The organism is Pseudomonas sp. NPDC077451 (genome assembly GCF_044543345.1).
Classification (GTDB): Bacteria; Pseudomonadota; Gammaproteobacteria; order Pseudomonadales; family Pseudomonadaceae; genus Stutzerimonas.
Map to the genome: position 1 here is coordinate 743,574 of NZ_JBITVX010000001.1, position 23,470 is coordinate 767,043.

Below are 23,470 nucleotides of genomic sequence, written 5' to 3' on the forward strand. Positions count from 1 at the left end.
ATCTGTGAACCCCTCATGCGGCATTCTTGAGCTTGGGATCAAGCGCATCGCGCAGGCCGTCGCCGAACAGGTTGATGGCCAGCACGCTGAGCAGAATCGCCAAGCCAGGAAGGGATACGACCCACCAGGCGCGCTCGATGTAATCGCGTGCCGAGGCCAGCATCGTGCCCCACTCGGGTGTAGGCGGCTGAACGCCAAGGCCTAGAAAGCCCAGCGCGGCGGCGTCGAGAATCGCCGAGGAAAAGCTCAGCGTGGCCTGGACGATCAGCGGCGCCATACAGTTCGGCAGTACGCTGATGAACATCAGCCGCAAGGTGCCGGCGCCAGCGAGTTTCGAGGCTGTCACGTAGTCGCGGTTGAGCTCGGTCATCACCGCCGCCCGGGTCAGGCGCACGTAAGAGGGCAGGGACACGATGGCGATGGCGAAGATGGTATTGATCAGACCTGGGCCGAGGATCGCCACGATCGCTACCGCCAGCAGTAGCGAGGGCAGTGCCAGCATGATGTCCATCAAGCGCATGATGAACGGCCCCAGCCGAGTAGGCGAAAAGCCTGCCAGCAGGCCGAGCAGGATGCCGGGCAGCAGCGAAAAGACGACCGAAGCAAGACCGATCAGCAGCGACAGCCGCGCCCCGTGGATTAACCGCGAAAGCATGTCCCGCCCGAGCTCGTCGGTGCCAAGTATGAATTGCACCGTCCCGCCTTCCTGCCATGCCGGCGGGGTGAGCAAAAAGTCGCGAAACTGTTCGCTGGGGTTGTAGGGCGCCAAAGCCGGTGCGAACAGGGCGCAGGCAACCAGCAACACCATAAAGATCAGGCCACCCAGTGCGCCCTTGTTGCGGCGAAAGGCACTCCAGAACTCCCGAAGGGGTGACGGGTAATAAGCAGTCGGTTCGGCGGCCGGTAGGGTCTCAATGCTGTTCATGCTTCGGCCTCCTCAGCGCTGGTGGCGAATACGGGGGTTGGCCAGGCCGTAGAGGATGTCCACGGTGAAATTGACCAGGATGACGAGGCAGGCGACCAGCAAGATGCCGTTCTGCACTACTGGGTAGTCGCGAGCGCCGATGGATTCGATCAGCCACTTGCCGATGCCCGGCCAGGAGAAAATCGTCTCGGTCAGTACGGCTCCGGCCAGCAGGGTGCCGATCTGCAAGCCGAACACGGTCAGGACGGGGATCAGCGCGTTGCGCAGCCCATGGACGAAAACCACTCGGCTCGGCGATAAACCTTTCGCCCGAGCCGTGCGGACATAATCTTCGCGCAGCACTTCTAGCATCGCTGAGCGCGTCATGCGGGCGATGACCGCCAGGGGAATCGTCGCCAGCACCACAGCCGGGAGAATCATGTGGTGAAGAGCATCCAGAAATGCGCCTTCTTCTTCGCTGAGCAGGGTGTCGATCAGCATGAAGCCGGTGACGGGCGGTACGTCGTAGAGCAGGTCGATTCGTCCGGAAACGGGCGTCCAGCCAAGGCCTACGGAGAAAAACATGATGAGAATCAGCCCCCACCAGAAGATCGGCATCGAGTAACCCACCAGCGAAACGCCCATAACGCCATGGTCGAACAGCGAGCCACGTTTAAGTGCTGCGACCACACCAGCCAGCAGGCCCAGGGTGCCGGCGATGATCAGTGCCGCGAAGGCAAGCTCGAGGGTGGCGGGAAACAGGGTAGAGAACTCTTTCCAGACGCTCGTGCGTGTACGCAGCGACTCGCCAAGATCACCTTGCGCCAGATTGCCGATGTAATCGAAATACTGCAGGTAAAGCGGCTTGTTCAGACCCAGCCGCTCCATCGCCTGGGCATGCATCTCCGGATCGACTTTCCGCTCTCCCATCATCACTTCCACCGGATCCCCGGGGATCATGCGAATCAGGGCAAAGGTGAGTAGCGTGATGCCGAAAAAGGTGGGTATCAGCAGACCCACGCGGCGGGCTATGAAGCTGAACATTGCAGAACTCCTGGTAAAACTATGGCTGCGCGACAGCACAGCCTCGATCGCCGTACTCAAGTTCGCGACTATCGTTGGGCTGATGACGCTTGGCTGTGCGGACCGGCAGTCAAAAAACGTGCAAAGGAGGTCAGCCAGACATGCCCGAGGGCAGGCCTGGCTTCGCTACTATCAACGCTTGTTTTCTACGCCATAGAAGGAGTTGCGCCCGAAGGGGCTGATTTCGAAGCCCTCCACGCTGTTGCGCATCGGCTGGTAGACGGTAGAGTGGGCAATAGGCGTGATGGGTACCTGCTCCTGAATGATCTGCTGCGCCTGCTCATACAGCTTGGTACGTTCAGCCTGATCCGTAATGCGCTTGGCATCCTTGACCACTTTGTCGTATGTCGCGTCGCACCATCTCGACCAATTGTTGCCATTTACCGCATCACAGCCATACAGCGTGTTCATCCAGTTGTCCGGGTCGCCATTGTCCCCAGTCCAGCCGATCAGCATGGCATCATGCTCCCCCGCATGGCCGCGCTTGATATATTCGCCCCACTCGTAGCTCACGATGCGTGCCTTGATCCCGATCTTGGCCCAGTCAGCCTGGATCATTTGCGCCATCAGCTTGGCGTTGGGGTTGTAGGGGCGCTGCACCGGCATTGCCCACAGGGTGATTTCGGTGCCTTCCTTGACGCCTGCCTGTTTAAGCAATTCGCGCGCTTTTTCCGGGTTGTATTCGGTGCCCTTGATGCTCTCGTCGTAAGACCACTGAGTGGGCGGAAGGGCGTTCACAGCCAATTGGCCGGCCCCCTGATAGACGGCCTCGATGATGGATTTCTTGTCGACGGCCATGTCCAACGCCTTGCGCACCTCAAGCTTGCCGAGTGGCTCGTGCTCAACGTTGTAGGCGATGTAACCGAGGTTAAAGCCCGGTTGGCTCGGTACCTTGATGTTGGGATCTTTCTGCAACGCTTCGATGTCCGCCGGGCGAGGGTTGAGCGTGACCTGGCATTCCCCGGCACGGAGCTTCTGCGCACGGACCGAGGCGTCGGTAGTGATCGCGAAAATCAAGTTATCGATCTTCACGTCTTCGGGTTTCCAGTATTCCTTGTTGCCCTTGAAGCGGATCTGAGCGTCTTTCTGGTAGCGGCTGAATACGAACGGCCCAGTGCCAATCGGCTTCTGGTTGATCTGTTCACTGTTGCCGGCTTGGAGCAACTGATCGGCATATTCAGCTGAATGGATCGCGGCAAAGTTCATCGCGAGGTTCTGTATGAAGGCGGCATCTACTTTGTCGAGGGTAAAGCGGACCGTCATGTCGTCGAGCTTCTCGACCTTGGTGATGTTCTTGTCCATGCCCATGTCGACGAAATAGGGGAACTCGCTGGCGTACGCCTTGCGGAACGGATGCTCCTTGTCGAGCATGCGCTGGAAAGTGAAGAGGACGTCGTCGGCATTGAACTCGCGGCTGGGCTTGAAGTAGTCAGTGGTATGAAACTTGACCCCGGGACGCAGATGGAAGGTATAGGTGAGGCCGTCATCGCTGACCTCCCATTTGGTCGCCAGCGCGGGGAGGGCGCGAGTGCCGCCTCGTTCGAATTGGGCGAGACGGTTGAATACGGTTTCCGAGGCGGCGTCGAAGTCAGTACCGGTGGTGTACTGACCAGGATCGAAACCGGCGGGGCTGCCCTCGGAGCAGTACACCAGGCTGCCGGCGGCGAAGCTGAGGGGCGAGCCGAGGATCAGTCCCGCGGCGAGCAATGCTCGGATGGAGAGAGTGTTTCGCATGCAAACCTCATTCTTTTTTATGTTCATCGAGGGTTGGTCTCGTGGACCGAACAGTGGCTCACTGCACGCCGGTGTCGCCGTGGGGGTTCGCCCGCTCGGCGCAGAACACTGTTGGCGGCTGCGTCTTGAAGATCACAGCCTAGCCTGCCTCGAAATTAAGTCATGCTGAAAACCCGGTCAACAGAAATTAAGCGCTGCTAAATTTCGTTGGCGAGCTTCAGGTATCGAGATCAAGCAATAGCGGTGCCAGCTAGCGGGTGGTCAAATCGTCGAACAGGCCCATGGTCGTTACGGTGAGCACTTCGGCCGGTTGATCGCCTACGTTGGCTAGGTGGTGAGGCTTGCCCGCATCGAAATGTATGGAGTCGCCGCTAGCCAACGGATAGTCGCGGCCATCGACCGTGTAGATGATCCGTCCGGAGAGGACATAGGCGAATTCGGCGCCTTCATGGGCAATGAGTTCGGACTGGTAACCCACTGGCATGCTGACTTTGACGGCGTTCAGCAGATTGCCTGGAAAGCTTGTAGACAGACGCTCGTACGCCAGCGGCTGGCCTTCGATGGTGTAACGAACTCGTTCGCCCTGGTGGGAATCGGGCTGCGGTTGGCTGGGCTGATCAAACAGCGAATTGAGCGGCACGCCGAGCGATTTTGCGATGTTCGCCAGCGACGAAATCGAGACACCCGTAAGGTTACGTTCGGCCTGGGACAGGAAGCTCGCCGTCAGCCCCGACTCCTTGGCTACCTGGTTCAGGGTCTTGTTCGCGGCACGCCTGTGACGACGCAATCGCTCGCCGATACGGTCGACTGTCATGAAATTCGCCTTGTGAAAGTGGCCAGTATACGGCCAGCGGGACAGGCTCGCGCCAGCCTTGATTTTGGCTTTTTCACGGCACAGCAGAAAAAAGCTTTGCCAGAAAAATTAAGCTGTACTTAAATTCGGCCAACATTTTCGGTTGGTTTCGGAGAACAGGCATGACCATCGGTGTCGGCGGCAGCACGCAGGAAGAGGCGCTTGGGCGCTTGCGCAACATGCTGGATGGCGTCGAGCCGATAGTGCAAGACGAGTACCTGGACCGTATCGACAAGGCACAGCGGCGCATGAGGCAGCTTGGCCTCGACGCCGTTTTTCTTAGCGCGGGCGCGAACCTCGAGTACTTCACCGGCGTGCGCTGGAGCCCGAGCGAGCGCATGGTTGGTGCAATTCTGCCCGCCGATGGTGCGCTGGAGTACCTGGCGCCGGCCTTCGAAGAGGGCACGATTCGCGACTTCATGGTGGTTGATGGTGCAGTCAACGGGTGGCAGGAGCATGAAAGCCCCTATCGTTTGTTGCTCGACTGTTTGCAGCGCATGGGCATCCAGCCGAACACCAGTCTTCGCCCATGCATTGGTCTGTGTCCGTCGTTGCCGTTTTTCATGTTCGACGGCCTGCGCTTGCTGGATCCAGGCTACGCCTTCACCGATGCGAGCGTCGTGACAAGCTATTGCCGGCAGCGTAAATCGAGTGCTGAGATCGCCTTGATGCAACGGGCCAAGGACATGACGCTGGAAGTGCACAAAGCGGCGGCGAGCATCCTGCGCGAGGGCATCAGCACCACCGAAGTGGTTCGGTTTATCGAGCTGGCGCACCGGGCAGTCGGTGCGCCAGGGTCAACCTTCTGCATCGTGCTGTTCGGCGAAGCGAGTGCATTTCCCCATGGTGTGAAGTATCCGCAGACGCTCAAGCGCCGTGACATGGTCCTGATCGACACGGGCTGTCGTGTGCACAGTTACCTGTCGGACATCACGCGCAGTTACGTCTTCGGCGAGCCGAGCGAACACCAGCGAGCATTGTGGACTTTCGAAAAGGACGCACAGTTGGCCGCCTTTGCGGCGGCCCGCCTGGGTGCGCGCTGTGAAGAAGTGGACGAGGCGGCGCGAGGCGCGCTCGAAGCCTGCGGCCTCGGTCCCGATTACCAATTGCCGGGCCTTCCTCATCGCACCGGTCACGGGATCGGGCTGGAAATCCATGAAAGCCCCTATCTGGTCCGCGGCGACCAGACACCCATCGACGTCGGCATGTGTTTCAGCAATGAACCGATGATCTGCGTGCCCGGTGAGTTCGGCATTCGCCTGGAGGACCACTTCTACATGAGCGAGAGCGGACCGCGCTGGTTCACCGAGCCGAGCCACAGCATTGATGATCCCTTCGGCCTCAATAATGGCTAAGCGGTGAGGCGGTGCGCCTAACTGCACCGCTAAACAAATGGCTGACTGTGCTTATTCTTGGCTAAGCGGGCTATCTAGAATGGTCGATCCCACCACCCGCTCGGGCCTCACGTCATGTCTTCGCGCCGCTTTCCGCTGCTGCTCGTGGGCGCTTTTGCCGCCCTGTATCTGATCTGGGGCTCAACCTATTTCGTGATTCGCATCGGCGTTCAGTCCTGGCCGCCAATGTTGTTGGCCGGGCTGCGTTTCGTGATTGCCGGCAGTCTGATGTTCGTCTGGTTGCGCTGGCGCGGGGTACCTCTTCCGACGGCGAAGGAGTGGCGCTCGTGCGCAATCGTCGGCGTTCTTCTGCTCAGTTGCGGGAATGGCGGTGTGACAGTCGCCGAGCATCTCGGTGTTGCATCGGCGGTGGCGGCGCTCGCAATCGCAACGGTACCCCTGTTCGCACTGCTGTTCGGCTTGATCTGGGGCCAGCGAACCACCGGATTAGAGTGGGGCGGGATCCTGCTGGGGCTGATCGGCATCGGCTTGCTCAATCTAGGACACAACCTTCAGGCCAGCCCTCTAGGCGCGGTGATCGTGTTGCTCGCAGCGGCGAGCTGGGCGTTCGGTTCGATGTGGAGCCGCCACCTCAGCCTGCCGAACGGTGCAATGGCGAGTGCAGCACAAATGCTCGTCGGTGGCGCGGTGTTGTTGTTCGGCAGCCTGGTGAGTGGCGAGCGCCTGCAGCAGATGCCAGACATGGGCGGCTGGCTTGCGTTGATCTACTTGACGTTTCTCGGGTCCATCGTCGCGTTCAGCGCCTACCTGTATCTGCTCAAGCATGTGCGACCGGCAGCGGCGACCAGTTACGCCTATGTAAATCCGGTGGTGGCGGTACTGCTGGGTATCACGTTTGCCGGAGAGCGCATCGGGCCTGAGGAGTGGTTGGCGATGACGGTTATCGTCAGCGCGGTAATCCTGATCGGTTTGCCCCAATGGCGCCGGCCGAAGGTCGCAGCTGTGGCGAGCGAGACCTGAATCGAGCGCGCCATCGGCCTGACGGTGGTTGTATGATGACTTCCGCTTGGGCAAGATCGGACCAATCACTTAGTGGTCCTAACCTCGGACGACCCGCGCGCTACCTCGGCGCTCCATAGGCGCCGGGGTCGGTTTGGCCCGCCGTGTCATCTTCCTTCAGCTCATCCCAACAGGCGATCCGATGCCCGCTGCGAAACCTTCTGCCAACGACACCTTCTTCATCCTGTCTCTGGTGGTGTTCAACTTCATCTCGTTCATTTCCATCGGCATCCCGTTGGCGTCGCTGCCGGGCTACATCCATGAAAATCTCGGCTTCAGCACTGCTATCGCCGGCATCGTGATCGGTGCGCAGTACCTGACCACCTTGCTTTGCCGCCCGCTTGCCGGACGGTTGGCGGACGAGCGCGGGGCGAAGAAAACCGTGTTGATCGGCATGGCGTCCGGGTTGCTGAGTGGTCTGTTGCTGCTCGCCTCGGCGTTGCTGGAATCCTGGCCGATGGCAAGCATCGCCGTGATGGTCGGCAGCCGGTTGATTCTCGGGTTTGCGCAGAGTCTGATCGGCATATCGGCGATCAGCTGGGGCATCAGCCGACTGGGCGCGGAAAGCACAGCGCGAATGATCTCCTGGAATGGCGTGGCGGCTTACGGCGGCGTCGGGATCGGCGCACCGCTTGGTGTCTTTCTCACTCAATCCTTGGGTCTGTGGAGCCTGGGTGTCGTGACGATGGCGCTTGCCTCGACGGGCCTCGCATTGGCTTGGCGGCGTGGTGATGCACCGCTGAACCCGGGCAAGCGCTTGCCGTTCGGCAAAGTCCTGTGGAAGGTCGCACCGCCTGGTATCAGCCTGGCGTTGGCCACCATTGGCTACGGCACGCTGACCGCTTTCATCGCGCTGTATTACAACGCCCGCGGTTGGGATGGCGCGGCCTGGTGCCTCACGGCCTTTGCGTTTGCCTTTATCGGGACGCGGTTGTTGTGTCCGAACCTCATCAACCGCGTCGGCGGTTATTCGGTGGCGATGGTGTGCCTGGTGGTGGAGATTTTCGGGCTCTTGTTGCTCTGGCTTGCGGAGGCGCCCAGCTTTGCCCTGGCAGGCTCCGCGCTAACGGGCTGCGGGCTGTCCTTGCTCTATCCCGCGCTGGGGGTTGGCGTAGTGTCACGCGTGGGAACGGCCAATCGCAGCTCGGGCCTCAGCGTGTTCGCCATGTTCTTCGACCTGTCGCTGGGGCTGTCCGGCGCGATCATGGGCGTGCTAGCGGCTTACATCGGCATGCAGAGCATCTTTCTTGGCGCTGCGGTGGTGGCAGTCGGGGCGCTCGGGATCGTCTGGCTTTTGCTCCGTCAGGAGCGCGCCACTCAGTCGTGAGTGATGACCAAACCGCTGCAGAAGCTTTCTGCTCGCTTCGGCGGTGCATCCTCGATTGAGGGTTCTGGTCGCGTCGTATCTGAACGAGGGAGCGAATAGCTTTCGACCTCACCCGTCATCTGAGAGGGCAGGCGTACTGTTAAACCTGCGCGCCTGCGGGCTCAAGGCTGAGCCCGGTTCTGTTTGTTCTGTTGCGACGTAAGGGCGACGTACGGGGCATGCCGGCTAGACGCTGCTTATCGGCCGGCCGCGCAGAACTCGAGGTCCATTGACGCACGCCTCGCCAGTGCCGCCGCGCTCGGGCGATAGTCTGTCTTACAGCGCCGCAGCTGCCTCCAGAACTCAAGCGGCTGCTTGGGGTTGAGGTCGGATCGCTTGACCAGGGTTTCCAGAGTTTTGCTGCTCATGTGGCCTCCAATGTCTCGGTCGAGTGGTTGGTGGTCCTGAAAAAGGTCGCATCCTTGCGCCAGCCGTCGCGGCTTTCCATGGCTCCGAGACTGCCCGGATTCGGTTACAGGTTGTTGACAAATCCCGCCCGTTTCGCCGCGCCGATGAACGGCGTTTTCGGATCGCATGCCTTGATCGCTGGTGATCGTAAAGTGTGGAAAAGTATATATAGCGGTGTAACTGGCGCGGGTGGGGCATTTAGCGTTTCGTTGCTATCTAAATGCAATTATTTATTGTCCATCTGTTGCGCTTGTAATGGCAGTTTGAACTGTGCGCCGTTCATCGAGATATGTTTTTTTTTTAGAACTCTTGGGCCGCTCTTGTCCTCCGAGATAGTGAGGCGGCTGCAGAGCGGTCGCCATTTTAAGTACCACCAAGTAACTGGAGTAATCTCATGTCGAACGATAAGAGCGGAAATCCGGGTAACTTTGCAAACGACCGCGAAAAGGCCTCCGAAGCTGGGCAAAAAGGCGGTCACAACAGCGGCGGCAACTTTGCCAACGATCCGCAGCGCGCCTCCGAAGCCGGCCAGAAGGGCGGCCAGAACAGCGGCGGTAACTTCGCTAACGACCGCGAGAAAGCTTCTGAAGCCGGCCAGAAAGGCGGCCAGAACAGCGGTGGCAACTTTGCCAACGACCGCGAGAAGGCCTCTGAAGCCGGTAAGAAAGGCGGCGAAAACAGCCACGGTGGCGGCCGCAAATCGTAATACGCTAACGCATTATTGCTAACGTAAGCGAACATAAGCGGAACTTGCTTAGCAAGTTCCGCTTTTTTTTGCCGTTTGATTGAGCGGCACGGTAATGATGATATAAGTCGCATGGTTGTAAGTTGTACAATTTTGGTGCAACTAAGCTGTGACTGTTATTTGCTGTTTCGTGATCACAAATAACTTGCTGTAGCTCATCAGAGGATTATGTCAGCGGAACAGTGCTTTAGGTGTCGCAGCGGCATTCTGCCGTATCCACAGCCCTACTGCGACGAGGAGGACCGCATGACTGAGACTAACAAGCGCGAACACGAACATGACTGTCTTGAACAAGTGATCGACGGTGTCGTCGAGTTAGGCGATAACCAATCTAAGGTATCGGTTGGTGACATTCAGAACAAAATCGGTCAGCGCAGTTTCGGGCCGTTCCTGTTCGTTCCTGCAATCATCGAGATCAGCCCGGTCGGCGGTATCCCCGGCGTGCCGAGCATGCTCGCACTGATCGTCGCGTTGTTCGCCATCCAGATGTTGTTTGGTCGGCATCATTTCTGGATGCCCGGATTTCTCGCGCATCGCTCGGTCAGCGGTCAGAAGCTTGAGAAGGGCCTGAACAAAATCCGTCCGGTTGTGCGCTGGCTGGACAAAGTGAGCAACAAGCGTTTGGACTGGGCCACCAGCAACAGCTTTCTACGAGTGATTGCGGTGCTCTGCGTCGTGCTTGCGACCTCGGTGCCTCCGCTTGAACTGTTGCCCTTCGCCAGCACCGCGCCGTTCTCGGCCATCTGCCTGTTCGGTCTGGGTATCACCACCCGAGACGGAGCAGCCATCGTTCTCGGGCTGATAGTGACGGTCGGCGCGTTCGTGCTTGCGGGAATGGGGCTGATTGGCTGATTGCCGCGTCCCAATGCGGTCCGCCCGTTTCCGAACTATTGGCTCAGCCAGACTACTCGTCCAGGTGAGCGCTACCTCGCGGCGCTGCGCCGGGATGGCGTGAATACAGACGCGACAGCGGTGCCGCGGACACGCCGTGAATCATTATCGATGCGAAGATCAACGCGCTCGCCGCATGCCAATAGAGCGGATCGTGCAGATGGCTATGGGCGAGCGCGGCGTAGTAGATCGCGGCGATACCCAGCGGGCCGAACCAGCCGAGGTAGAGCGAGTCGCGGGAGTTGAGCGAATGACGCCAGGTGCTGGCCATCACCATCACCACCGGAGGCCTGCGCAACAGCAGGATCAGCAACGCAAGCGCCACCAGCGGCCATCCCAGCGCTACCCACTCGTGCAAGGGAAGGGCGATGCCGAAGATCACAAACATCGGCAGCGTGAATAGCTTTGCCACTGCTTCCTGGATGTTTTCTTCTTCCTGCTCTTCGTGCTTCTCGCTGAAGAGGTTGAACGCCAGCCCCGCTGCGAATACCGCCAGCACGCCATCTGTCTGCAGTAGCTTGGCGAGTCCCAGCGTCAATAGCGAGAACGCCACGGTGTAGCCCAGCAGAGAGGAACTGGCAACCAGCTTCTTGCGCTCTGCAAAGGCCAGCAGTTTGGCTGCTGCAAAACCCACGATTGCGCCCATCAGCGCGGCACCACCGATGCCGATCAGTACCGACTCGATGAGCCAGCGCGACCAGGCCTGATCAGGCGAATGGCTGAGCATGAGAATTGGCAGCATGACGAAGGCGTAGGCCAGGCCGTCATTGGCTCCGGATTCGGCCGACAGGGTGTCGCGCAGCCGCAAGGGGAGGTGCTGTTTTGCGAACTTGCCGGTCACGATCGAGCTGGCGACTACCGGGTCGGTGGGTGTGACCACTGCACCCAGCAGCAGGGCTGCCCATAGCGACAACCCCAGCAGCCAACCGGCCAACAAGGATGACACCAGCCACATACCGAGCATGACGAAGATCAGCAAGAGCATGACGGGCTTGAGGATGGCCTTGAGCGCCGCACGCTGCAGGCGCAGTGCAACGCCCATCAGCCCGATTGCCAGCGTCAGCCGCGCCGCTTGCTCGAGAATGCTGAACGTCTCGCCCCAGCGTGCAAGATCGAGCCAACTCAAGCCATATGGACCGACAGCAAGGCCGACCAGCACGGCGAGCGCCGGCTCGGATACAGGGCTACGCTTGATCAGCGCCGACAGCAAGGCAATACAGACGGCAACGCCGCCCATGATGGCAAGTGCAATGTTCAGCTGGGACATGAAGGCTCCGAGTTCGCAGTACTTCTACTGCGAGGGGGGCCGGTCACAAAATGTTCCCGCTAGTTGCCGGCGCGTTTCATACACGCTAAATGTCGGTCATTGACCCGATTGGCAAACCAGGCGGTCGTCAGGTTGCGCGTGATTTTCGGACTCTCCAGCCGAATGCCAGGCAGCACCGAGCGGGGCAGAGGCTTTCCTGCACGCTTCTCAGCCAAGGCGAACACGCGCTCATACAGCGTGGTTTTCTCGAATCCGTGCGTATCGCCGCGCTCCAGGGCGTTGCGAATCGCTGTCTCGCTCATGTCGAGCTTGCCCGCCAGCGAGCGAACCGCACGCTCGGTCTGGCCGGCTTTGCTGCTGCCATGAATGATCAGATCGCCATCGAGGGTCAGCTTGATTCCGCTCGCGCGGCTGACCGCGGCCTGAAACGCAGCGTTGCGGCTGGCATACCAGCCGGCATTGAAATCTGCGAAGCGGTACAGCGGCTGGGTGTAACTAGCGGGGTAGTCCAGCAGATGTGCAATGCCGAAGTACATACCGCCGCGGCGAGTGAACACCTCATCCCGGATAGAGCCTTCCCGGCGATAGGGATAGTCGCGTGCGCGGTCTTCGGCGAAGGCGATACTGACTTGCATGGGGCCACCGGTCTTGACCGGGTTGAGCGTGCCGAACAGCTGTTTGCCGAGCGGCATGATGCCGAGGAAGTCGTCGAAGATTGCGCTCAGCTGTTCTTCAGTGCGCACCGCCGCGAGGCGCTGGCTGTACGTCTTGCCGTTGGGTGATTGAACGTCCAAGGCCGCATCTACGATGAAGCGTGGGACATGCAGTCGGGACGCGCGCCGGTAGATCTCATCGCGGGCAATTTTCGCCAGGCCTGGGACCGGAGGGGTCGCCTGGAAAGTGGATTCCTGCACCGTGACGGCCAGGACGGCGCAGAGGTTCTCGTTGGTCGGCGGGATCGCCAGCGCATCGAAGGCGGCGTAGATGTCGGTGGCCCAGCCCTGTCGATTCGGGATGTTGCTGGGGATCAGCCGGACGATCTTGGCGCGGACTTCGTCCGGCCGGGGCGCAGGCACCTCCGGTTTTTGCGTGCCGCAGCCGGCCAGGCCGAGCATCAAGGCGCTGGTGAGCGTAACGGCGAGTCGGCGCGCAGCCCGGCTGGAGAGAGTCGGCGTTGGTGCGTGTGAGTCGACAGTCGAACGCTGTCGATTTGAGAACTGAAAAATCATGCGGTCCCATCTGGATACGTGGTTCAGGTTCCGACAGTAAAACAGACGCAGCCGTTCTGCAGGCGCTGAGGTGCTGATGACTGCCGGTGAACTTGCGAGGTTCTCGCTGTCCGAAACCTGACAAGCCACCGGGCGTGCCGGTGGCGCCAAACACCGACGAGCACCTGACCTCATGAGCGAATCGCACTTCGACGTTCGGCGACTCGAACGCTACGACAGCACCACCCGCGAATACCTGCTGGCCATCATCACAGATGAAGACCACGCGTCCCAGGTTGAATTGGACAGCGGCCAAATCGCCTGGCAATCAACCCTGCGCCATGATCGACTGCACCGTGACGTCGACCCGCAAACGGGCAAGCCAAACTTCCGTTTCGAGGACATCCCTGAGCATGAGGGTGGCGAGTTTCAGCTAGTCAGCCTGATCGCCGAGGGCGGGCGCGGCGCTGAATTCTCCGAGCTGGCCATGTTCGGCAAGCGCTTGGTGACCTTCGACGACCGCACCGGCTTGGTCTGTGAAATCCGCGACCAGAACCAGCTGGTGCCTCGAAACATTCTCATGACCGGCAGCGGCGACGAAGCCTTCAAGGGTTTCAAAGCGGAGTGGGCAACACTCTATAACGACCAATTGGTAGTCGGCAGCCACGGTAAGAGGGCCTCTGAGGAGTGGGTGAAGCTGCTCGACCGCCACTACGCCGTGCAGAGCGTGGACTGGTCGGAGCGCTATCAACGCATCCGCGACGCGCTAGGCGTTGGGCCGGACGGCTATGTGATCCACGAGGCGGCCGAGTGGCACCCGTATCGCCGGGAATGGCTTTTCTTTCCGCGCAAGATCTCGACCGAGCCATTCGACGAGGCGATCGATGAGCGGGAGCGTGGCGCCAACACCTTGATTATTGCCAACGAAGACTTCAGCCAGATCCGAACCCTTGAGGTTGGTCAGCGTGTTCCTGAACGGGGCATTTCGTCGTTCAAGATCCTGCCGGGCCATCCCAACGAGTGCGTTGGCCTGAAAAGCGTCGAGATCGGCTCTCGAACCGAGAGCTACCTGTTCTGCTTCAACCTCGACGGCGAGGTGCTGCAGGACGATATCTTCATCGGTGATTACAAGTGCGAGGGGCTGGAAATTCTCTGATGGCCGTTCCCGTTGCCCCGAAGGCCATTGCTCGCCTTGCCGAAACACAGCAGGTTGCCAATCAATCGCCCCGTTTTCGGCTACGCTGAGATTCCAACTGCCGTTACAGATTCGACTATGCATCAGCAAGTCCTCGCCCAGTCTCGTTCAGCTTCGGGCTCCAGCTTCTGGCGCGACGAGGCGCTGCCGTTCATTGAGTCGCGCAGTGTGGAGATGGCCGCCGCGTCTGTTATGCGCGGCACAGCCACGAAACCTTCTCCATCGGGTTGATCGACAGCGGTGCCAGTACCTACATCAACGGCGATCATCAGTGCCGCGTTGAAGCCGGCACCCTGGTGCTGATGAACCCCGGCGATGTACATGCCTGCAATCCGATCCAGAACCAGCCATGGGCGTATCGCATGCTGTATGTCGATGCTGGCTGGTTGAGCCAGTTGCAGGACGACCTGGGGATGGAGGGCGGCGGTTTCCGCTGCTTCGCCCCAATAATGACCCGCGATCCGCTGCTGCAGTCGGGCTTTCGCCGCTTTCATGCAGTGCTCGTCGACGACAAAGCCGACTTGCTGCAAAAGGAAACCGCCGCCGTATCTTTCTTCTCTTTGCTGCACGAGCGATTGTGGCTCGAAGTCGGCGTCCCGGTGAGTGACCTGAAACTGCAGCGCGCCGCCGAGTTCATCGCCGACAATTATCAGCGCTCCCTCAAGCTGGGCGACATCAGCCTCGTGGCAGGCGTCTCACCGTCGAGCCTCATCCGCGCCTTCAAAAAACAGTTCGGGATCACCCCGCATGCTTACCTGACCAATCGGCGCGTGCAGTTTGCGCGTACCGAGCTGCGGCGTGGCCGGCCTATTGCAGATGTGGCGCTGGATGCGGGTTTTGCTGACCAGGCGCACCTGCAACGCGCTTTCAAGCAACTGCTGGCTGCTACGCCCGGGCACTATCGAACGGGAGGCCGAAACGTGCGCCACGACACCCGTCAGGTCAGCAGCAGGTAAGCCGCGCTGGCGACCAGCAGCGCTGCCATCGATCGATTGAACAGCCGTACCCGTGCGGGCTTGTTGAGATGTTGCCGCAGGAAGGTGCCCGCATACGCCCAGCACGCCAGTGAGGCATAGCAGATTACGAAGTAGATCGCTGCGAAGCGCCAGACTGAGGGGGCGTCGCCCGCAGCAGCGAATAAGCCCATGCCCGCGACCGAGGCCAGCCAGGCCTTGGGATTGAGCCACTGCATCGTGGCGCCATACAGCATCGTTGGCCGCATCGCAGGTTTTTCAGCATTCAAACGACCATCGTCTGCGGCCAGCCGAAACGCCATGTACAGCAGAAATGCCACGCCAGCCAGCTTGATCGACTCGGCCAGCCAGGGCCACTGACCGAGAAGTTCGTTCAGGCCTAGCCCGATCAGCAACAGTAGCAGCGTGAAGCCGATGGTTGCGCCGCTAACGTGACGCATGGCTGGCCGCAAACCGAACTGCGCGCCAGCGCTGAGCGCGACGATGTTGACCGGGCCGGGCGATATGGAAGAAGCCAGCGCGAAGGCGGCCATGGACAGCGAAAGACTCATCGAAAGCTCCTGAAAGTTCGCATGAACATTAGCGCGACGATAGGAGCGGGAACTGCCGCGGTATTGAAGAAAATGCGCGTTGTGCGGCTTACCAACGCAACAGTCGTGGGCCGAGGAGGGCGCCGACGGCGGTGGGTATGAGCATGCCGAGCACATACCAGACGGCCCAGAAAGCGACGCTCATCTCAGGACAATGCAGGCTGTAGGCTAGGGTCGCCATCGACCCGGCCAACAATCCACCGGCTGCGCCGGCGAGACGCGGCCGGGTCGGCGCAAAGCCGCGGATTGCCCAGAACACGCAGACGAACGCTGGAATCGACAGTAGCGCAATGTTCACTGGGCAGACTCGCCAGGTTTCCCCGAAAATCAGTGCCCAACGGTTATTGGCCGAAACGCTGAGCAACAGGCCCAACGCCGCCAGCCAAACCGCTACCACCGGCGCTGCGACAGTGACCCAGCCGTTACCCACAGGCGCTCCCGGTCTGGCCAGCCGCGTGGTTACCAGCAGCGCGCCCGCAAGCAGGCTAGCCGGCAGCGCCAGCTTGGCCCAGAACAGCGGGGTCGCCGCGACTTGCCCAATGTCCGGGCGAATGCCGAAGACCGTCAGTAACACCAGCAATGCCAGCGCCAGACCGATGACCAGGGCTGTACCAAAGCGGCGCGTGACGATCTGCCGATCCACGGGCGGTGCGTGGTTGGCGAGCATGTTGATCAGCTCGTCGGTCTTCATCGATGACCTCCAATCAGGGCGGCCAGCGCCTTCAGTCCGCGGTGAACGCCGACCTTGACTGCTGAAGCCGAAAGTCCGGTTCGTCGAGCGGTTTCTTCCACCGAAAGCCCCTGTAATTTGACGTGAAAAATGGGCAAGCGTTGCTTGTCCGGCAGTTGTTCGAGCAGCCGCGCCAGGTCCCGCTGCGCCTGTTTGGCCTGGTGATCTTCGTCGGCCAGCAGCTCTGCTTGGTCGCTAAGGGGATCATTCAAGGCGTCGTGCCTTGCATGGGCTCGAAAATGATCCATCAATTTGTAGCGGGCGATGGCCTGCACCCAGGCTGTCACCGGTTGCTCGGACCGATAGGTATGCCGCGCGTTGTGCACCGCAAGCAACGCTTCCTGGAGCAGGTCTTCGACCTCGGGTGATTGCAGCCTGCGCCTGAGAAAACTGCGCAGATGTGCGCTGAGCAGCGTCAGGAATTGCCGGTACGCCGCCTCGTCGCCGTCCAGCCCCTGCAATAACAGCTGTTGCAGATGGGTTTCGCGTGCCTTCAACGCCTCGTGACTGGTAGTTCGTTGCATCGGTCGCTCTGGTTACACGCAAGGAAAAAATCGATGCTGCCGTCCTTTGCCTCCAGCCAACGGCGGGGCGCGCCGCTACGGTAGGTCGAGACGGAAGAATTCTCAAAAAATATATTTATTGCTCCTGCTGTAACCGATTGACCGAGCAGGGCGAACTACTGGTCGAGCTGCCAGTAAAACCGCTGGCGGCAACACCGCATGGAGAAACATCAATGAATAATCTCGCCCTTGCTGCTGCAGCCGTTGCCCTTGCAACCATCGCCGCCGGTGCCACAGCTGCGGAAAACACCGAAGGCGCCATGGAGAAATGCTATGGCGTCGCGCTCGCCGGTCAGAACGATTGCAAGGCTGGTGCCGGCACCAGCTGCGCCGGCACGTCCAAAATGGATTACCAGGGCAATGCCTGGAAGAACGTACCCGCAGGGACCTGCACCTCGATCAAGACGCCCGAAGGCATGGGTTCTCTGACGCCAATCGAATCCTGATAGGAGGTTCCGCATGAGCATGTCGGCTCTGGGAGCAGGCCTGGGACTCAAGCCCGAGCATTATGAGGCGGCGCACGACTGTGCAGCGCCAGGGCTCTGGTTCGAAGTGCACCCGGAGAACTACATGCTCGGCGGCGGGCCTCGTCTGGCCTGGCTAGACGCTATCGGCGAGCGCCATCCGCTTTCACTGCATGGCGTATCGCTGTCGCTGGCGGCCGATTGCCCGCCGGACGAGGCCCATCTGCAACGCCTCAGGATGCTGGCCGAGCGCGTTCAGCCGGCTCTGGTTTCCGAACACCTGGCCTGGTCCGCCTGGCGAGGTCAGTACAATCCCGATCTCCTGCCGTTTCCACGTACCGGTGCGGCCTTGAACCGTATCGTCGACAACGTTCAGCGCACCCAGGAACGGCTCGGGCGACAGATTGCGGTGGAAAACCCAAGCCACTACCTGCGCCTCGACGGGCATGAGTGGGATGAAATCGAGTTTCTCGCCGAGCTGTCGCGCCGCAGTGGCTGCGGCCTGTTGCTGGACGTCAACAACGTACACGTCAGCGCCCACAATCTCGGCTTCGATGCCGCCGCCTATATCGATGGTTTTCCCGCTGAAGCCTTACTGGAAGTGCATCTGGCCGGACATAGGCAGGACAGCTCGGAGCACTCAGGGCTATTGATCGACTCCCACGACGCGCCGATAGCTGACGCCGTCTGGTCGCTTTATGAACAGTTGATCGAGCGCATCGGCCCGCGCCCAACACTGATCGAACGTGACGACCTGTTGCCAACCTTCGCCGAACTGTTGGTCGAGCGCGACCACGCGCAGCGGCTGCTGGAAAGGAGGACGCGGCATGACGCGCTCGCTTGCTGAGTTTCAGGATGGCTTGATCGAAGCGCTATGGGCCAGCGAACCCATGGCGACTGACTCGACCGCTGCTGCCCCCCCAGCTGATTGGCTGGCGAGGCTTATCGCGCAGCCGGGGTTCGCGGTGTACCGCAACACCGTGATGAAAGGGTGTGTAGATGCCCTGCGCGCGAACTTTCCGACGGTCGAGCGGCTGGTAGGCGCCGATTGGATGAGCGAAGCGGCCTGCGTTTTCGCGCAGCAGTGCCCTCCGACCCAGCCACAGTTGATCAGCTATGGCGATGGCTTTGCAGAATTTCTGCAGCGTTTCGAACCTGCCCGCGACTTACCGTACCTCGCCGAGATCGCGCGCCTCGATCGGCTGTGGCTTGAGGCGTTTGCCGCGGCGGAGGAACCTCGACTGGAACTGCATACGCTGAGCTCGATGACGCCGATCCAGCTGGCCGAACTGCATTTGCGACCCCATGCAGCGGCGCGCTGGCATTGGTCCGTTTTGCCGGCGTTCAGCCTATGGCGTTGCAACCGCGAAGGCATCGATGTGCCCGATCCGCTGCTCTGGCAGGGCGAGGGCACGTTGCTCTGTCGGCGAGAGAACCGTGTTGTCTGGCAGCCCTTGAGCGTTGGCGGCTGTGCCTTTCTCGACGCCTGCGCCGATGGCCATACGCTTGCCAGCGCATCGGATCTCGCGCTCGAGGCCCAGCCCGCGCTGGATTTCAATGCGCTGCTGGCGGGCCTGTTTGCCGCTCGGGTCTTCGCCATCGATTGATCAGCAACTGGAGTGACCGACATGCACACCCTGCACAGGAACCCAACCAGCACGACATCGAGTCCGTTGCAGTACTGGAATCGACTCGCCGTATGGCTGCAACACCACCTCAGCGACTCGATGTTGGGTCTGGTGGCGCGCTTGGCCATCGCCGCAGTGTTCTTTTATTCCGGGCGAACCAAGGTCAGCGGCTTTCTTACAATCAAACCCAGCACCTTCAGCCTGTTCGAAACCGAATACGCGCTGCCGCTGTTGTCGCCTTATCTTGCAGCGCATCTGGCCACCTATGCCGAGCATCTGTTCCCACTGCTGCTGGTGCTCGGCCTGTTGGCGCGGCTATCGGCCTTGGCCCTGCTGGGCATGACGCTGGTGATCCAGCTCTTCGTTTACCCCGATGCCTGGCCTACGCACCTGACCTGGAGCGGCCTGATGCTGGTCGTTATCGGCCGTGGCGCTGGGCGTTGGTCGGCTGACCGGATGTTGGGCATTCGCTGAGGCGGCATGATTGGGCCGCTGCTGTACCGTCGCAGGCTAAACTCAACGCACCGTTTGCAGTCCAAGGCGCTGTCTCCAAACCGGAGTCGTCGCGCCGTTCTGCGCATTCACAACGGGAGATTCGATGGCCTCTATCGACTTGCTGATCAGCGACTGCGACGGTGTGATCGTCGACAGTGAAATTATCAGCCACCGCGTCCTGTTCGAGGCCCTGAGCCTGCATGTACCCGCCGAGCAGCTGCATGCCGCGCTGGAAGGCACCTTCGGCCTGACCGTTCCGAGCATCATCGATCTGATCGAAAAACGCTTCGACCTGACCATGCCGGAGACTTTCGATGTCGATCTACGTCGGCAGAGCGAGAAGGTCGTGGCGGAAGAAGTCCAGGCGATCCCGGGCGTGCGCGAAGCGCTGTTGGCCATCAAGCTGCCGCTGGCGGTGGCATCCAATAGCCGTTTGCACAACGTTCAAGCATCGCTGCAGCGTGCCGGCCTGACCGAACGGGTGGCCGGCAATATCTTCTGCGCCGAAATGGTCCGCTCACCGAAACCGGCGCCCGACGTGTACTTGCTGGCTGCCGAGCGCATGGGCGTCGCGCCTGGTCATTGTCTGGTCGTTGAAGACAGCCCGACCGGCGTGCTGGCGGCGCGCACCGCGGGCATGCAGGTGATCGGCTTTACCGGCGCCAGCCACATTCCAGCTGGGCATGACCAAGCGTTGCGTGAGCTGGGGGTGGCCGCCGTGATCAATGACATGCGTGACTTGCCCGCAACGGTCGAGGCGCTGGCCCGCTAAGCTCTGGCGGCCGAGGCGGGAAGAAACCGCCAAGCCTACGCAACAGTCCTTCAGCGCGCTTGTCTGTAGTGAAACGGACGTATTGCGAGCAACAGATGATTGAGCGTTGGAAGTGGTTTGTCATCCGCATCAGTAAGCGGCCCTGGTTCCGGGCCAGCCTGTATTCGGTGTTGGGGATTGCTACCGCGCTGGTCGCGCTGGTGGCGGCGCCTTACATCCCGGACGACGTGCCGACCAAGATCGGTTCCGATGCGGTCGACAATATTCTTGGCGTGCTGGCGTCCAGCATGCTCGCGGTCACCACCTTCTCCCTGAGCATCATGGTGGCCGCCTATGGCTCGGCAACGAACAATGTCACACCGCGCGCCATTTCCCTGTTGGTCGAAGACCCGACTACACAGAACACGCTCTCGACCTTTGTTGGCTCGTTCATCTTCAGCCTGGTCGGCATCATCGCGTTGAGCACAGGGCTTTACGGCGACAATGGCCGCGTGGTGCTGTTTGCGGCGACCATCATTGTGGTCATTCTGGTGCTCTACGCGTTGTTGCGCTGGATCGATCAATTGTCCGGGCTTGGCCGCGTTGCCGAAACGACGGCCAGAGTCGAGAAGGCCGCCACCCAAGCGCTGTGCCAGCGAATGGAGCAACCCTTTCTGGGCGGTCGGCCGCTGGAGGTTGATCCGAAAGCCCTGCCGGGCGCACGCCCGCTGTACCCCAGGAAGATCGGCTTCGTGCAGCATATCGATATGCCTGCGCTGGGCGAACTGACCCAGGCGGAGGATCGCGCGGTTTATATATGCGTACTTCCCGGGATATTTGTGGAGCCGTCGCAGCCGATCGCCTGGTCGGTGGGGATCGGTGAAGACTGCGACGACGCCCTGCGCGATGCTTTTGTCATCGGCGCGCAGCGGACCTTCGACCGAGACCCCCGGTACGGCATCATCGTCATGGCCGAGGTCGCTTCGCGTGCGCTGTCGCCCGGGATCAACGACCAAGGCACCGCAGTTGATGTGATTGGCCGGGGCGTTCGCGTGCTGTCGCACCTGTCCAGGCCGACGCCGCCGGAAGACCCAAAGTTCGACCGCGTATTCGCGCCGGGGCTGAGCGTAGCGGACATGCTCGACGATTTCTTTACACCCATCGCGCGGGACGGTGCTGCGATCATCGAGGTGTGCATACGCTTGCAGCAAGCGCTGGCGTCGTTAGGTCGGCTCGGCGATGCGGCGGTTGCTCTTGCAGCGAACCGACATGCCTCGATGGCACTCAGACGTGCAGAGGCGGCACTGACAATGCCGGACGACTATCAGCGGGTGTGTCAGGCTGCAGACGCCGCCGGGCTTTTGGATACCTCAAACCAGCAGGGGAAATAGAGCTTTGTGACGCCGAATGCGAGGGCGCTGCTGTTGAAAACCTTACTTTTCCTTTACGCCCGCTACACACGAAGCTGACTGTCTTCGGCGTAAAGTCTGGTTCAGGCTGACGGAACAGCCAGCTCCCTTGGGTGGGTTTGCCGCAAACCGGCTGTCAGCTTAGAGTCAGCCATTGTGCACGCGGCAACCCGCTGCTTTTTTTGACCAGGAATCGGCTGTGGCGCGAGACCGGTCGTTGTTAACCCCATTTTTTCATCGTGGAGAGACCAGTCCCTATGATTCTTCGTAGAAATTTCCTGGCTGCCGTGGCCGGTGTAGCGCTGTTTGGACAGACGCTCATTGCCCACGCTGACCTGCCGGACTTCACGCCTCTGGTGGAGGATGCTTCGCCCGCAGTGGTGAACATCAGCACCAAGCAGAAGCAGCCGATGCGCGGCCACGCGCAGGCACAAATGCCTGATCTTGAGGGCATTCCGCCCATGTTCCGCGAATTTTTCGAGCGCGGGATGCCTCAGCAGCCCGAGCGTCGCCGCGAAGCTCAGTCGCTAGGTTCGGGTTTCATCATTTCTGAGGACGGCTATGTCCTGACCAATAACCACGTCGTGGCCGACGCTGATGAGATCATGGTGCGTTTGCCGGATCGCAGCGAGATGCAGGCTAAGCTCGTAGGAGCCGACCCGCGCAGCGACGTGGCCTTGCTGAAAATCGAAGGGGACGGCCTGCCGACCGTGAAGATTGGCAGCTCCGAAGCGTTGAAAGCAGGCGAGTGGGTGGTCGCGATCGGTTCGCCGTTTGGTTTCGATCACACGGTGACAGCAGGCGTGGTCAGCGCCAAAGGTCGCAGCTTGCCAAACGAAAGCTATGTTCCGTTCATTCAAACCGACGTGGCGATCAATCCGGGTAACTCGGGCGGCCCACTGTTCAATCTCGACGGCGAGGTCGTTGGCATCAACTCGCAGATCTTCACCCGTTCCGGTGGGTTCATGGGCCTGTCGTTCGCGATCCCGATCGACGTCGCAATGGACGTGGCCAATCAGCTGCGTGAAGACGGCAAGGTCAGCCGCGGTTGGCTTGGTGTCGTCATTCAGGAAGTGAACAAGGACCTCGCCGAATCCTTCGGCCTGGAGCGTCCTGCTGGTGCGCTCGTCGCCCAGGTGATGGATGGCGGTCCGGCTGCCAAGGGCGGCCTGAAAGTTGGCGACGTGATCTTGAGCGTTAATGGCAAGGCGATCGATATGTCCGGTGATTTGCCGCATCTGGTTGGCGCGATGAAGCCAGGCAGCAAGGCTAAGCTGGAAGTGGTGCGAGATGGCCAGCGCAAGACGCTGAACATCGACATCGGTGCGCTGCCTGAGGATGGCGACGTGCTGGCCTCTGCAGATGGTTCGAGCATCAAGAGCCAGAGCAATAACCGCCTGGGTGTTTCGGTTACCGAACTCTCCGACGCGCAACGTCAGGCGCTGGAAATCTCCGGTGGCGTAGTGATCAACGACATCAGCCAGGGCCCGGCAGCGATGATCGGCCTGCGTCCGGGGGATGTCATCACGCACCTGAACAACGAAGCGATAGATTCCGTTAAGACGTTCAGCCAGGTGGTCAAGGACCTGCCGAAGAACCGTTCAGTATCGATGCGGGTACTGCGCGACGGCCGCGCCAGCTTCATCACCTTCAAACTGCCGAAGTAAGCAGCCGCAAGCAAGACCAGGAGGCCCGCCATGTGCGTAATGCTGTTCACTTAAGCATTTGAGTCCAGGCCGTGGCTTCTAGAAAATCCGATACCAGTCCTCTGGTATCGGATTTTTTATGCCCATTCAGC

23 protein-coding genes and 1 pseudogene are annotated in these 23,470 nt (G+C 60.5%); 14 read left to right on the forward strand and 10 right to left on the reverse strand.

The window, feature by feature from the left end; all coding sequences use genetic code 11:
• Positions 1–13 precede the first annotated feature (13 nt).
• The 4 genes from ACIGHL_RS03525 to ACIGHL_RS03540 all read right to left on the reverse strand — a co-directional run bounded on the left by ACIGHL_RS03525 (position 14) and on the right by ACIGHL_RS03540 (position 4,535).
• Positions 14–925, reverse strand: a complete 912-nt coding sequence (locus ACIGHL_RS03525; RefSeq protein WP_128121216.1) for an ABC transporter permease subunit — start codon at positions 923–925, stop codon at positions 14–16.
• Between the two features lie 12 nt (positions 926–937).
• On the reverse strand, positions 938–1,948 hold the full coding sequence (locus ACIGHL_RS03530) for an ABC transporter permease subunit (protein WP_128121217.1): 1,011 nt from the start codon (positions 1,946–1,948) through the stop codon (positions 938–940).
• 171 nt (positions 1,949–2,119) lie between these two features.
• Positions 2,120–3,721 carry an ABC transporter substrate-binding protein gene (locus tag ACIGHL_RS03535; RefSeq protein WP_128121218.1) on the reverse strand — a complete coding sequence of 534 codons (1,602 nt, stop codon included), beginning with the start codon at positions 3,719–3,721 and terminating at the stop codon, positions 2,120–2,122.
• Between the two features lie 250 nt (positions 3,722–3,971).
• A complete protein-coding gene (locus ACIGHL_RS03540) occupies positions 3,972–4,535 on the reverse strand; it encodes a cupin domain-containing protein (RefSeq protein WP_045426588.1) in 564 nt (187 codons plus the stop codon).
• A gap of 161 nt (positions 4,536–4,696) precedes the next feature.
• Here ACIGHL_RS03540 and ACIGHL_RS03545 point away from each other — a divergent pair, with 161 nt between their 5' ends.
• From ACIGHL_RS03545 to ACIGHL_RS03555, 3 genes are all read left to right on the forward strand, one after another.
• On the forward strand, positions 4,697–5,929 hold the full coding sequence (locus tag ACIGHL_RS03545) for a M24 family metallopeptidase (protein WP_128121219.1): 1,233 nt from the start codon (positions 4,697–4,699) through the stop codon (positions 5,927–5,929).
• Between the two features lie 114 nt (positions 5,930–6,043).
• On the forward strand, positions 6,044–6,949 hold the full coding sequence (gene yedA, locus ACIGHL_RS03550) for a drug/metabolite exporter YedA (RefSeq protein WP_128121220.1): 906 nt from the start codon (positions 6,044–6,046) through the stop codon (positions 6,947–6,949).
• 181 nt (positions 6,950–7,130) lie between these two features.
• Complete coding sequence (locus tag ACIGHL_RS03555; RefSeq protein WP_128121221.1) at positions 7,131–8,315, forward strand: MFS transporter; 1,185 nt, start codon at positions 7,131–7,133, stop codon at positions 8,313–8,315.
• A 236-nt stretch (positions 8,316–8,551) separates the two neighbouring features.
• Here the strand turns inward: ACIGHL_RS03555 and ACIGHL_RS03560 are convergent, their stop codons facing one another.
• Positions 8,552–8,722 (reverse strand): hypothetical protein, encoded by a 171-nt coding sequence (locus ACIGHL_RS03560; RefSeq protein WP_181690028.1) that lies wholly within the window; start codon positions 8,720–8,722, stop codon positions 8,552–8,554.
• Between the two features lie 434 nt (positions 8,723–9,156).
• Here ACIGHL_RS03560 and ACIGHL_RS03565 point away from each other — a divergent pair, with 434 nt between their 5' ends.
• A complete protein-coding gene (locus ACIGHL_RS03565) occupies positions 9,157–9,468 on the forward strand; it encodes a con-10 family general stress protein (RefSeq protein ID WP_025241475.1) in 312 nt (103 codons plus the stop codon).
• 285 nt (positions 9,469–9,753) lie between these two features.
• Positions 9,754–10,359, forward strand: coding sequence for an exopolysaccharide biosynthesis protein (locus ACIGHL_RS03570; RefSeq protein WP_128121222.1), 606 nt, complete (start codon positions 9,754–9,756; stop codon positions 10,357–10,359).
• A gap of 52 nt (positions 10,360–10,411) precedes the next feature.
• Here ACIGHL_RS03570 and ACIGHL_RS03575 read toward each other — a convergent pair whose 3' ends face one another.
• On the reverse strand, positions 10,412–11,665 hold the full coding sequence (locus ACIGHL_RS03575; protein WP_128121223.1) for a cation:proton antiporter domain-containing protein: 1,254 nt from the start codon (positions 11,663–11,665) through the stop codon (positions 10,412–10,414).
• A gap of 59 nt (positions 11,666–11,724) precedes the next feature.
• Entirely contained in the window at positions 11,725–12,780 is a 1,056-nt protein-coding gene (locus tag ACIGHL_RS03580) for a DUF1615 domain-containing protein (protein ID WP_128121235.1), read from the reverse strand.
• 286 nt (positions 12,781–13,066) lie between these two features.
• Between ACIGHL_RS03580 and ACIGHL_RS03585 the strand changes: the two genes are divergently transcribed.
• Positions 13,067–14,029 (forward strand): hypothetical protein, encoded by a 963-nt coding sequence (locus tag ACIGHL_RS03585; RefSeq protein ID WP_128121224.1) that lies wholly within the window; start codon positions 13,067–13,069, stop codon positions 14,027–14,029.
• A gap of 117 nt (positions 14,030–14,146) precedes the next feature.
• Positions 14,147–15,024: pseudogene (locus tag ACIGHL_RS03590) on the forward strand (helix-turn-helix domain-containing protein).
• On the opposite strand, the gene ACIGHL_RS03595 reads toward ACIGHL_RS03590, so the two are convergent.
• The 3 genes from ACIGHL_RS03595 to ACIGHL_RS03605 all read right to left on the reverse strand — a co-directional run bounded on the left by ACIGHL_RS03595 (position 15,006) and on the right by ACIGHL_RS03605 (position 16,886).
• The gene (locus ACIGHL_RS03595) at positions 15,006–15,593 is read right to left on the reverse strand and encodes a LysE family translocator (RefSeq protein ID WP_128121225.1); all 588 of its coding nucleotides are present in this window, start codon (positions 15,591–15,593) and stop codon (positions 15,006–15,008) included. The pseudogene ACIGHL_RS03590 and the gene ACIGHL_RS03595 sit on opposite strands and share 19 nt — an antisense overlap.
• Positions 15,594–15,681: 88 nt before the next feature.
• The gene (locus tag ACIGHL_RS03600) at positions 15,682–16,323 is read right to left on the reverse strand and encodes a DUF1109 domain-containing protein (RefSeq protein WP_216706805.1); all 642 of its coding nucleotides are present in this window, start codon (positions 16,321–16,323) and stop codon (positions 15,682–15,684) included.
• The gene (locus ACIGHL_RS03605; RefSeq protein ID WP_128121226.1) at positions 16,320–16,886 is read right to left on the reverse strand and encodes a sigma-70 family RNA polymerase sigma factor; all 567 of its coding nucleotides are present in this window, start codon (positions 16,884–16,886) and stop codon (positions 16,320–16,322) included. Before ACIGHL_RS03605 ends, ACIGHL_RS03600 begins: the two co-directional genes overlap by 4 nt.
• Before the next feature lie 212 nt (positions 16,887–17,098).
• Between ACIGHL_RS03605 and ACIGHL_RS03610 the strand changes: the two genes are divergently transcribed.
• The 7 genes from ACIGHL_RS03610 (at position 17,099) to ACIGHL_RS03640 (ending at position 23,339) form a co-directional block, all read left to right on the forward strand.
• Complete coding sequence (locus ACIGHL_RS03610; RefSeq protein WP_128121227.1) at positions 17,099–17,371, forward strand: BufA1 family periplasmic bufferin-type metallophore; 273 nt, start codon at positions 17,099–17,101, stop codon at positions 17,369–17,371.
• Between the two features lie 19 nt (positions 17,372–17,390).
• Positions 17,391–18,236, forward strand: coding sequence for an MNIO family bufferin maturase (gene bufB, locus ACIGHL_RS03615; protein WP_413818155.1), 846 nt, complete (start codon positions 17,391–17,393; stop codon positions 18,234–18,236).
• On the forward strand, positions 18,217–18,996 hold the full coding sequence (locus ACIGHL_RS03620; RefSeq protein WP_128121229.1) for an HvfC/BufC N-terminal domain-containing protein: 780 nt from the start codon (positions 18,217–18,219) through the stop codon (positions 18,994–18,996). Before bufB ends, ACIGHL_RS03620 begins: the two co-directional genes overlap by 20 nt.
• 21 nt (positions 18,997–19,017) lie before the next feature.
• Entirely contained in the window at positions 19,018–19,491 is a 474-nt protein-coding gene (locus ACIGHL_RS03625; RefSeq protein ID WP_128121230.1) for a DoxX family protein, read from the forward strand.
• 124 nt (positions 19,492–19,615) lie between these two features.
• Positions 19,616–20,284 carry an HAD family hydrolase gene (locus ACIGHL_RS03630; protein ID WP_128121231.1) on the forward strand — a complete coding sequence of 223 codons (669 nt, stop codon included), beginning with the start codon at positions 19,616–19,618 and terminating at the stop codon, positions 20,282–20,284.
• A 95-nt stretch (positions 20,285–20,379) separates the two neighbouring features.
• The gene (locus tag ACIGHL_RS03635) at positions 20,380–21,654 is read left to right on the forward strand and encodes a DUF2254 domain-containing protein (protein ID WP_128121232.1); all 1,275 of its coding nucleotides are present in this window, start codon (positions 20,380–20,382) and stop codon (positions 21,652–21,654) included.
• 275 nt (positions 21,655–21,929) lie between these two features.
• Complete coding sequence (locus ACIGHL_RS03640; protein WP_128121233.1) at positions 21,930–23,339, forward strand: DegQ family serine endoprotease; 1,410 nt, start codon at positions 21,930–21,932, stop codon at positions 23,337–23,339.
• The last annotated feature ends 131 nt before the right edge of the window (positions 23,340–23,470 follow it).

Excerpts from the sequence above, each read along its gene's own strand:
- ACIGHL_RS03525 (WP_128121216.1), bottom strand. The coding sequence starts at position 925 with ATGAACAGCATTGAGACCCTACCGGCCGCCGAACCGACTGCTTATTAC.
- ACIGHL_RS03530 (WP_128121217.1), bottom strand. The coding sequence starts at position 1,948 with ATGTTCAGCTTCATAGCCCGCCGCGTGGGTCTGCTGATACCCACCTTT.
- ACIGHL_RS03535 (WP_128121218.1), bottom strand. The coding sequence starts at position 3,721 with ATGCGAAACACTCTCTCCATCCGAGCATTGCTCGCCGCGGGACTGATC.
- ACIGHL_RS03540 (WP_045426588.1), bottom strand. The coding sequence starts at position 4,535 with ATGACAGTCGACCGTATCGGCGAGCGATTGCGTCGTCACAGGCGTGCC.
- ACIGHL_RS03545 (WP_128121219.1), top strand. The coding sequence starts at position 4,697 with ATGACCATCGGTGTCGGCGGCAGCACGCAGGAAGAGGCGCTTGGGCGC.
- yedA (WP_128121220.1), top strand. The coding sequence starts at position 6,044 with ATGTCTTCGCGCCGCTTTCCGCTGCTGCTCGTGGGCGCTTTTGCCGCC.
- ACIGHL_RS03555 (WP_128121221.1), top strand. The coding sequence starts at position 7,131 with ATGCCCGCTGCGAAACCTTCTGCCAACGACACCTTCTTCATCCTGTCT.
- ACIGHL_RS03560 (WP_181690028.1), bottom strand. The coding sequence starts at position 8,722 with ATGAGCAGCAAAACTCTGGAAACCCTGGTCAAGCGATCCGACCTCAAC.
- ACIGHL_RS03565 (WP_025241475.1), top strand. The coding sequence starts at position 9,157 with ATGTCGAACGATAAGAGCGGAAATCCGGGTAACTTTGCAAACGACCGC.
- ACIGHL_RS03570 (WP_128121222.1), top strand. The coding sequence starts at position 9,754 with ATGACTGAGACTAACAAGCGCGAACACGAACATGACTGTCTTGAACAA.
- ACIGHL_RS03575 (WP_128121223.1), bottom strand. The coding sequence starts at position 11,665 with ATGTCCCAGCTGAACATTGCACTTGCCATCATGGGCGGCGTTGCCGTC.
- ACIGHL_RS03580 (WP_128121235.1), bottom strand. The coding sequence starts at position 12,780 with ATGCTCGGCCTGGCCGGCTGCGGCACGCAAAAACCGGAGGTGCCTGCG.
- ACIGHL_RS03585 (WP_128121224.1), top strand. The coding sequence starts at position 13,067 with ATGAGCGAATCGCACTTCGACGTTCGGCGACTCGAACGCTACGACAGC.
- ACIGHL_RS03595 (WP_128121225.1), bottom strand. The coding sequence starts at position 15,593 with ATGAGTCTTTCGCTGTCCATGGCCGCCTTCGCGCTGGCTTCTTCCATA.
- ACIGHL_RS03600 (WP_216706805.1), bottom strand. The coding sequence starts at position 16,323 with ATGAAGACCGACGAGCTGATCAACATGCTCGCCAACCACGCACCGCCC.
- ACIGHL_RS03605 (WP_128121226.1), bottom strand. The coding sequence starts at position 16,886 with ATGCAACGAACTACCAGTCACGAGGCGTTGAAGGCACGCGAAACCCAT.
- ACIGHL_RS03610 (WP_128121227.1), top strand. The coding sequence starts at position 17,099 with ATGAATAATCTCGCCCTTGCTGCTGCAGCCGTTGCCCTTGCAACCATC.
- bufB (WP_413818155.1), top strand. The coding sequence starts at position 17,391 with ATGTCGGCTCTGGGAGCAGGCCTGGGACTCAAGCCCGAGCATTATGAG.
- ACIGHL_RS03620 (WP_128121229.1), top strand. The coding sequence starts at position 18,217 with ATGACGCGCTCGCTTGCTGAGTTTCAGGATGGCTTGATCGAAGCGCTA.
- ACIGHL_RS03625 (WP_128121230.1), top strand. The coding sequence starts at position 19,018 with ATGCACACCCTGCACAGGAACCCAACCAGCACGACATCGAGTCCGTTG.
- ACIGHL_RS03630 (WP_128121231.1), top strand. The coding sequence starts at position 19,616 with ATGGCCTCTATCGACTTGCTGATCAGCGACTGCGACGGTGTGATCGTC.
- ACIGHL_RS03635 (WP_128121232.1), top strand. The coding sequence starts at position 20,380 with ATGATTGAGCGTTGGAAGTGGTTTGTCATCCGCATCAGTAAGCGGCCC.
- ACIGHL_RS03640 (WP_128121233.1), top strand. The coding sequence starts at position 21,930 with ATGATTCTTCGTAGAAATTTCCTGGCTGCCGTGGCCGGTGTAGCGCTG.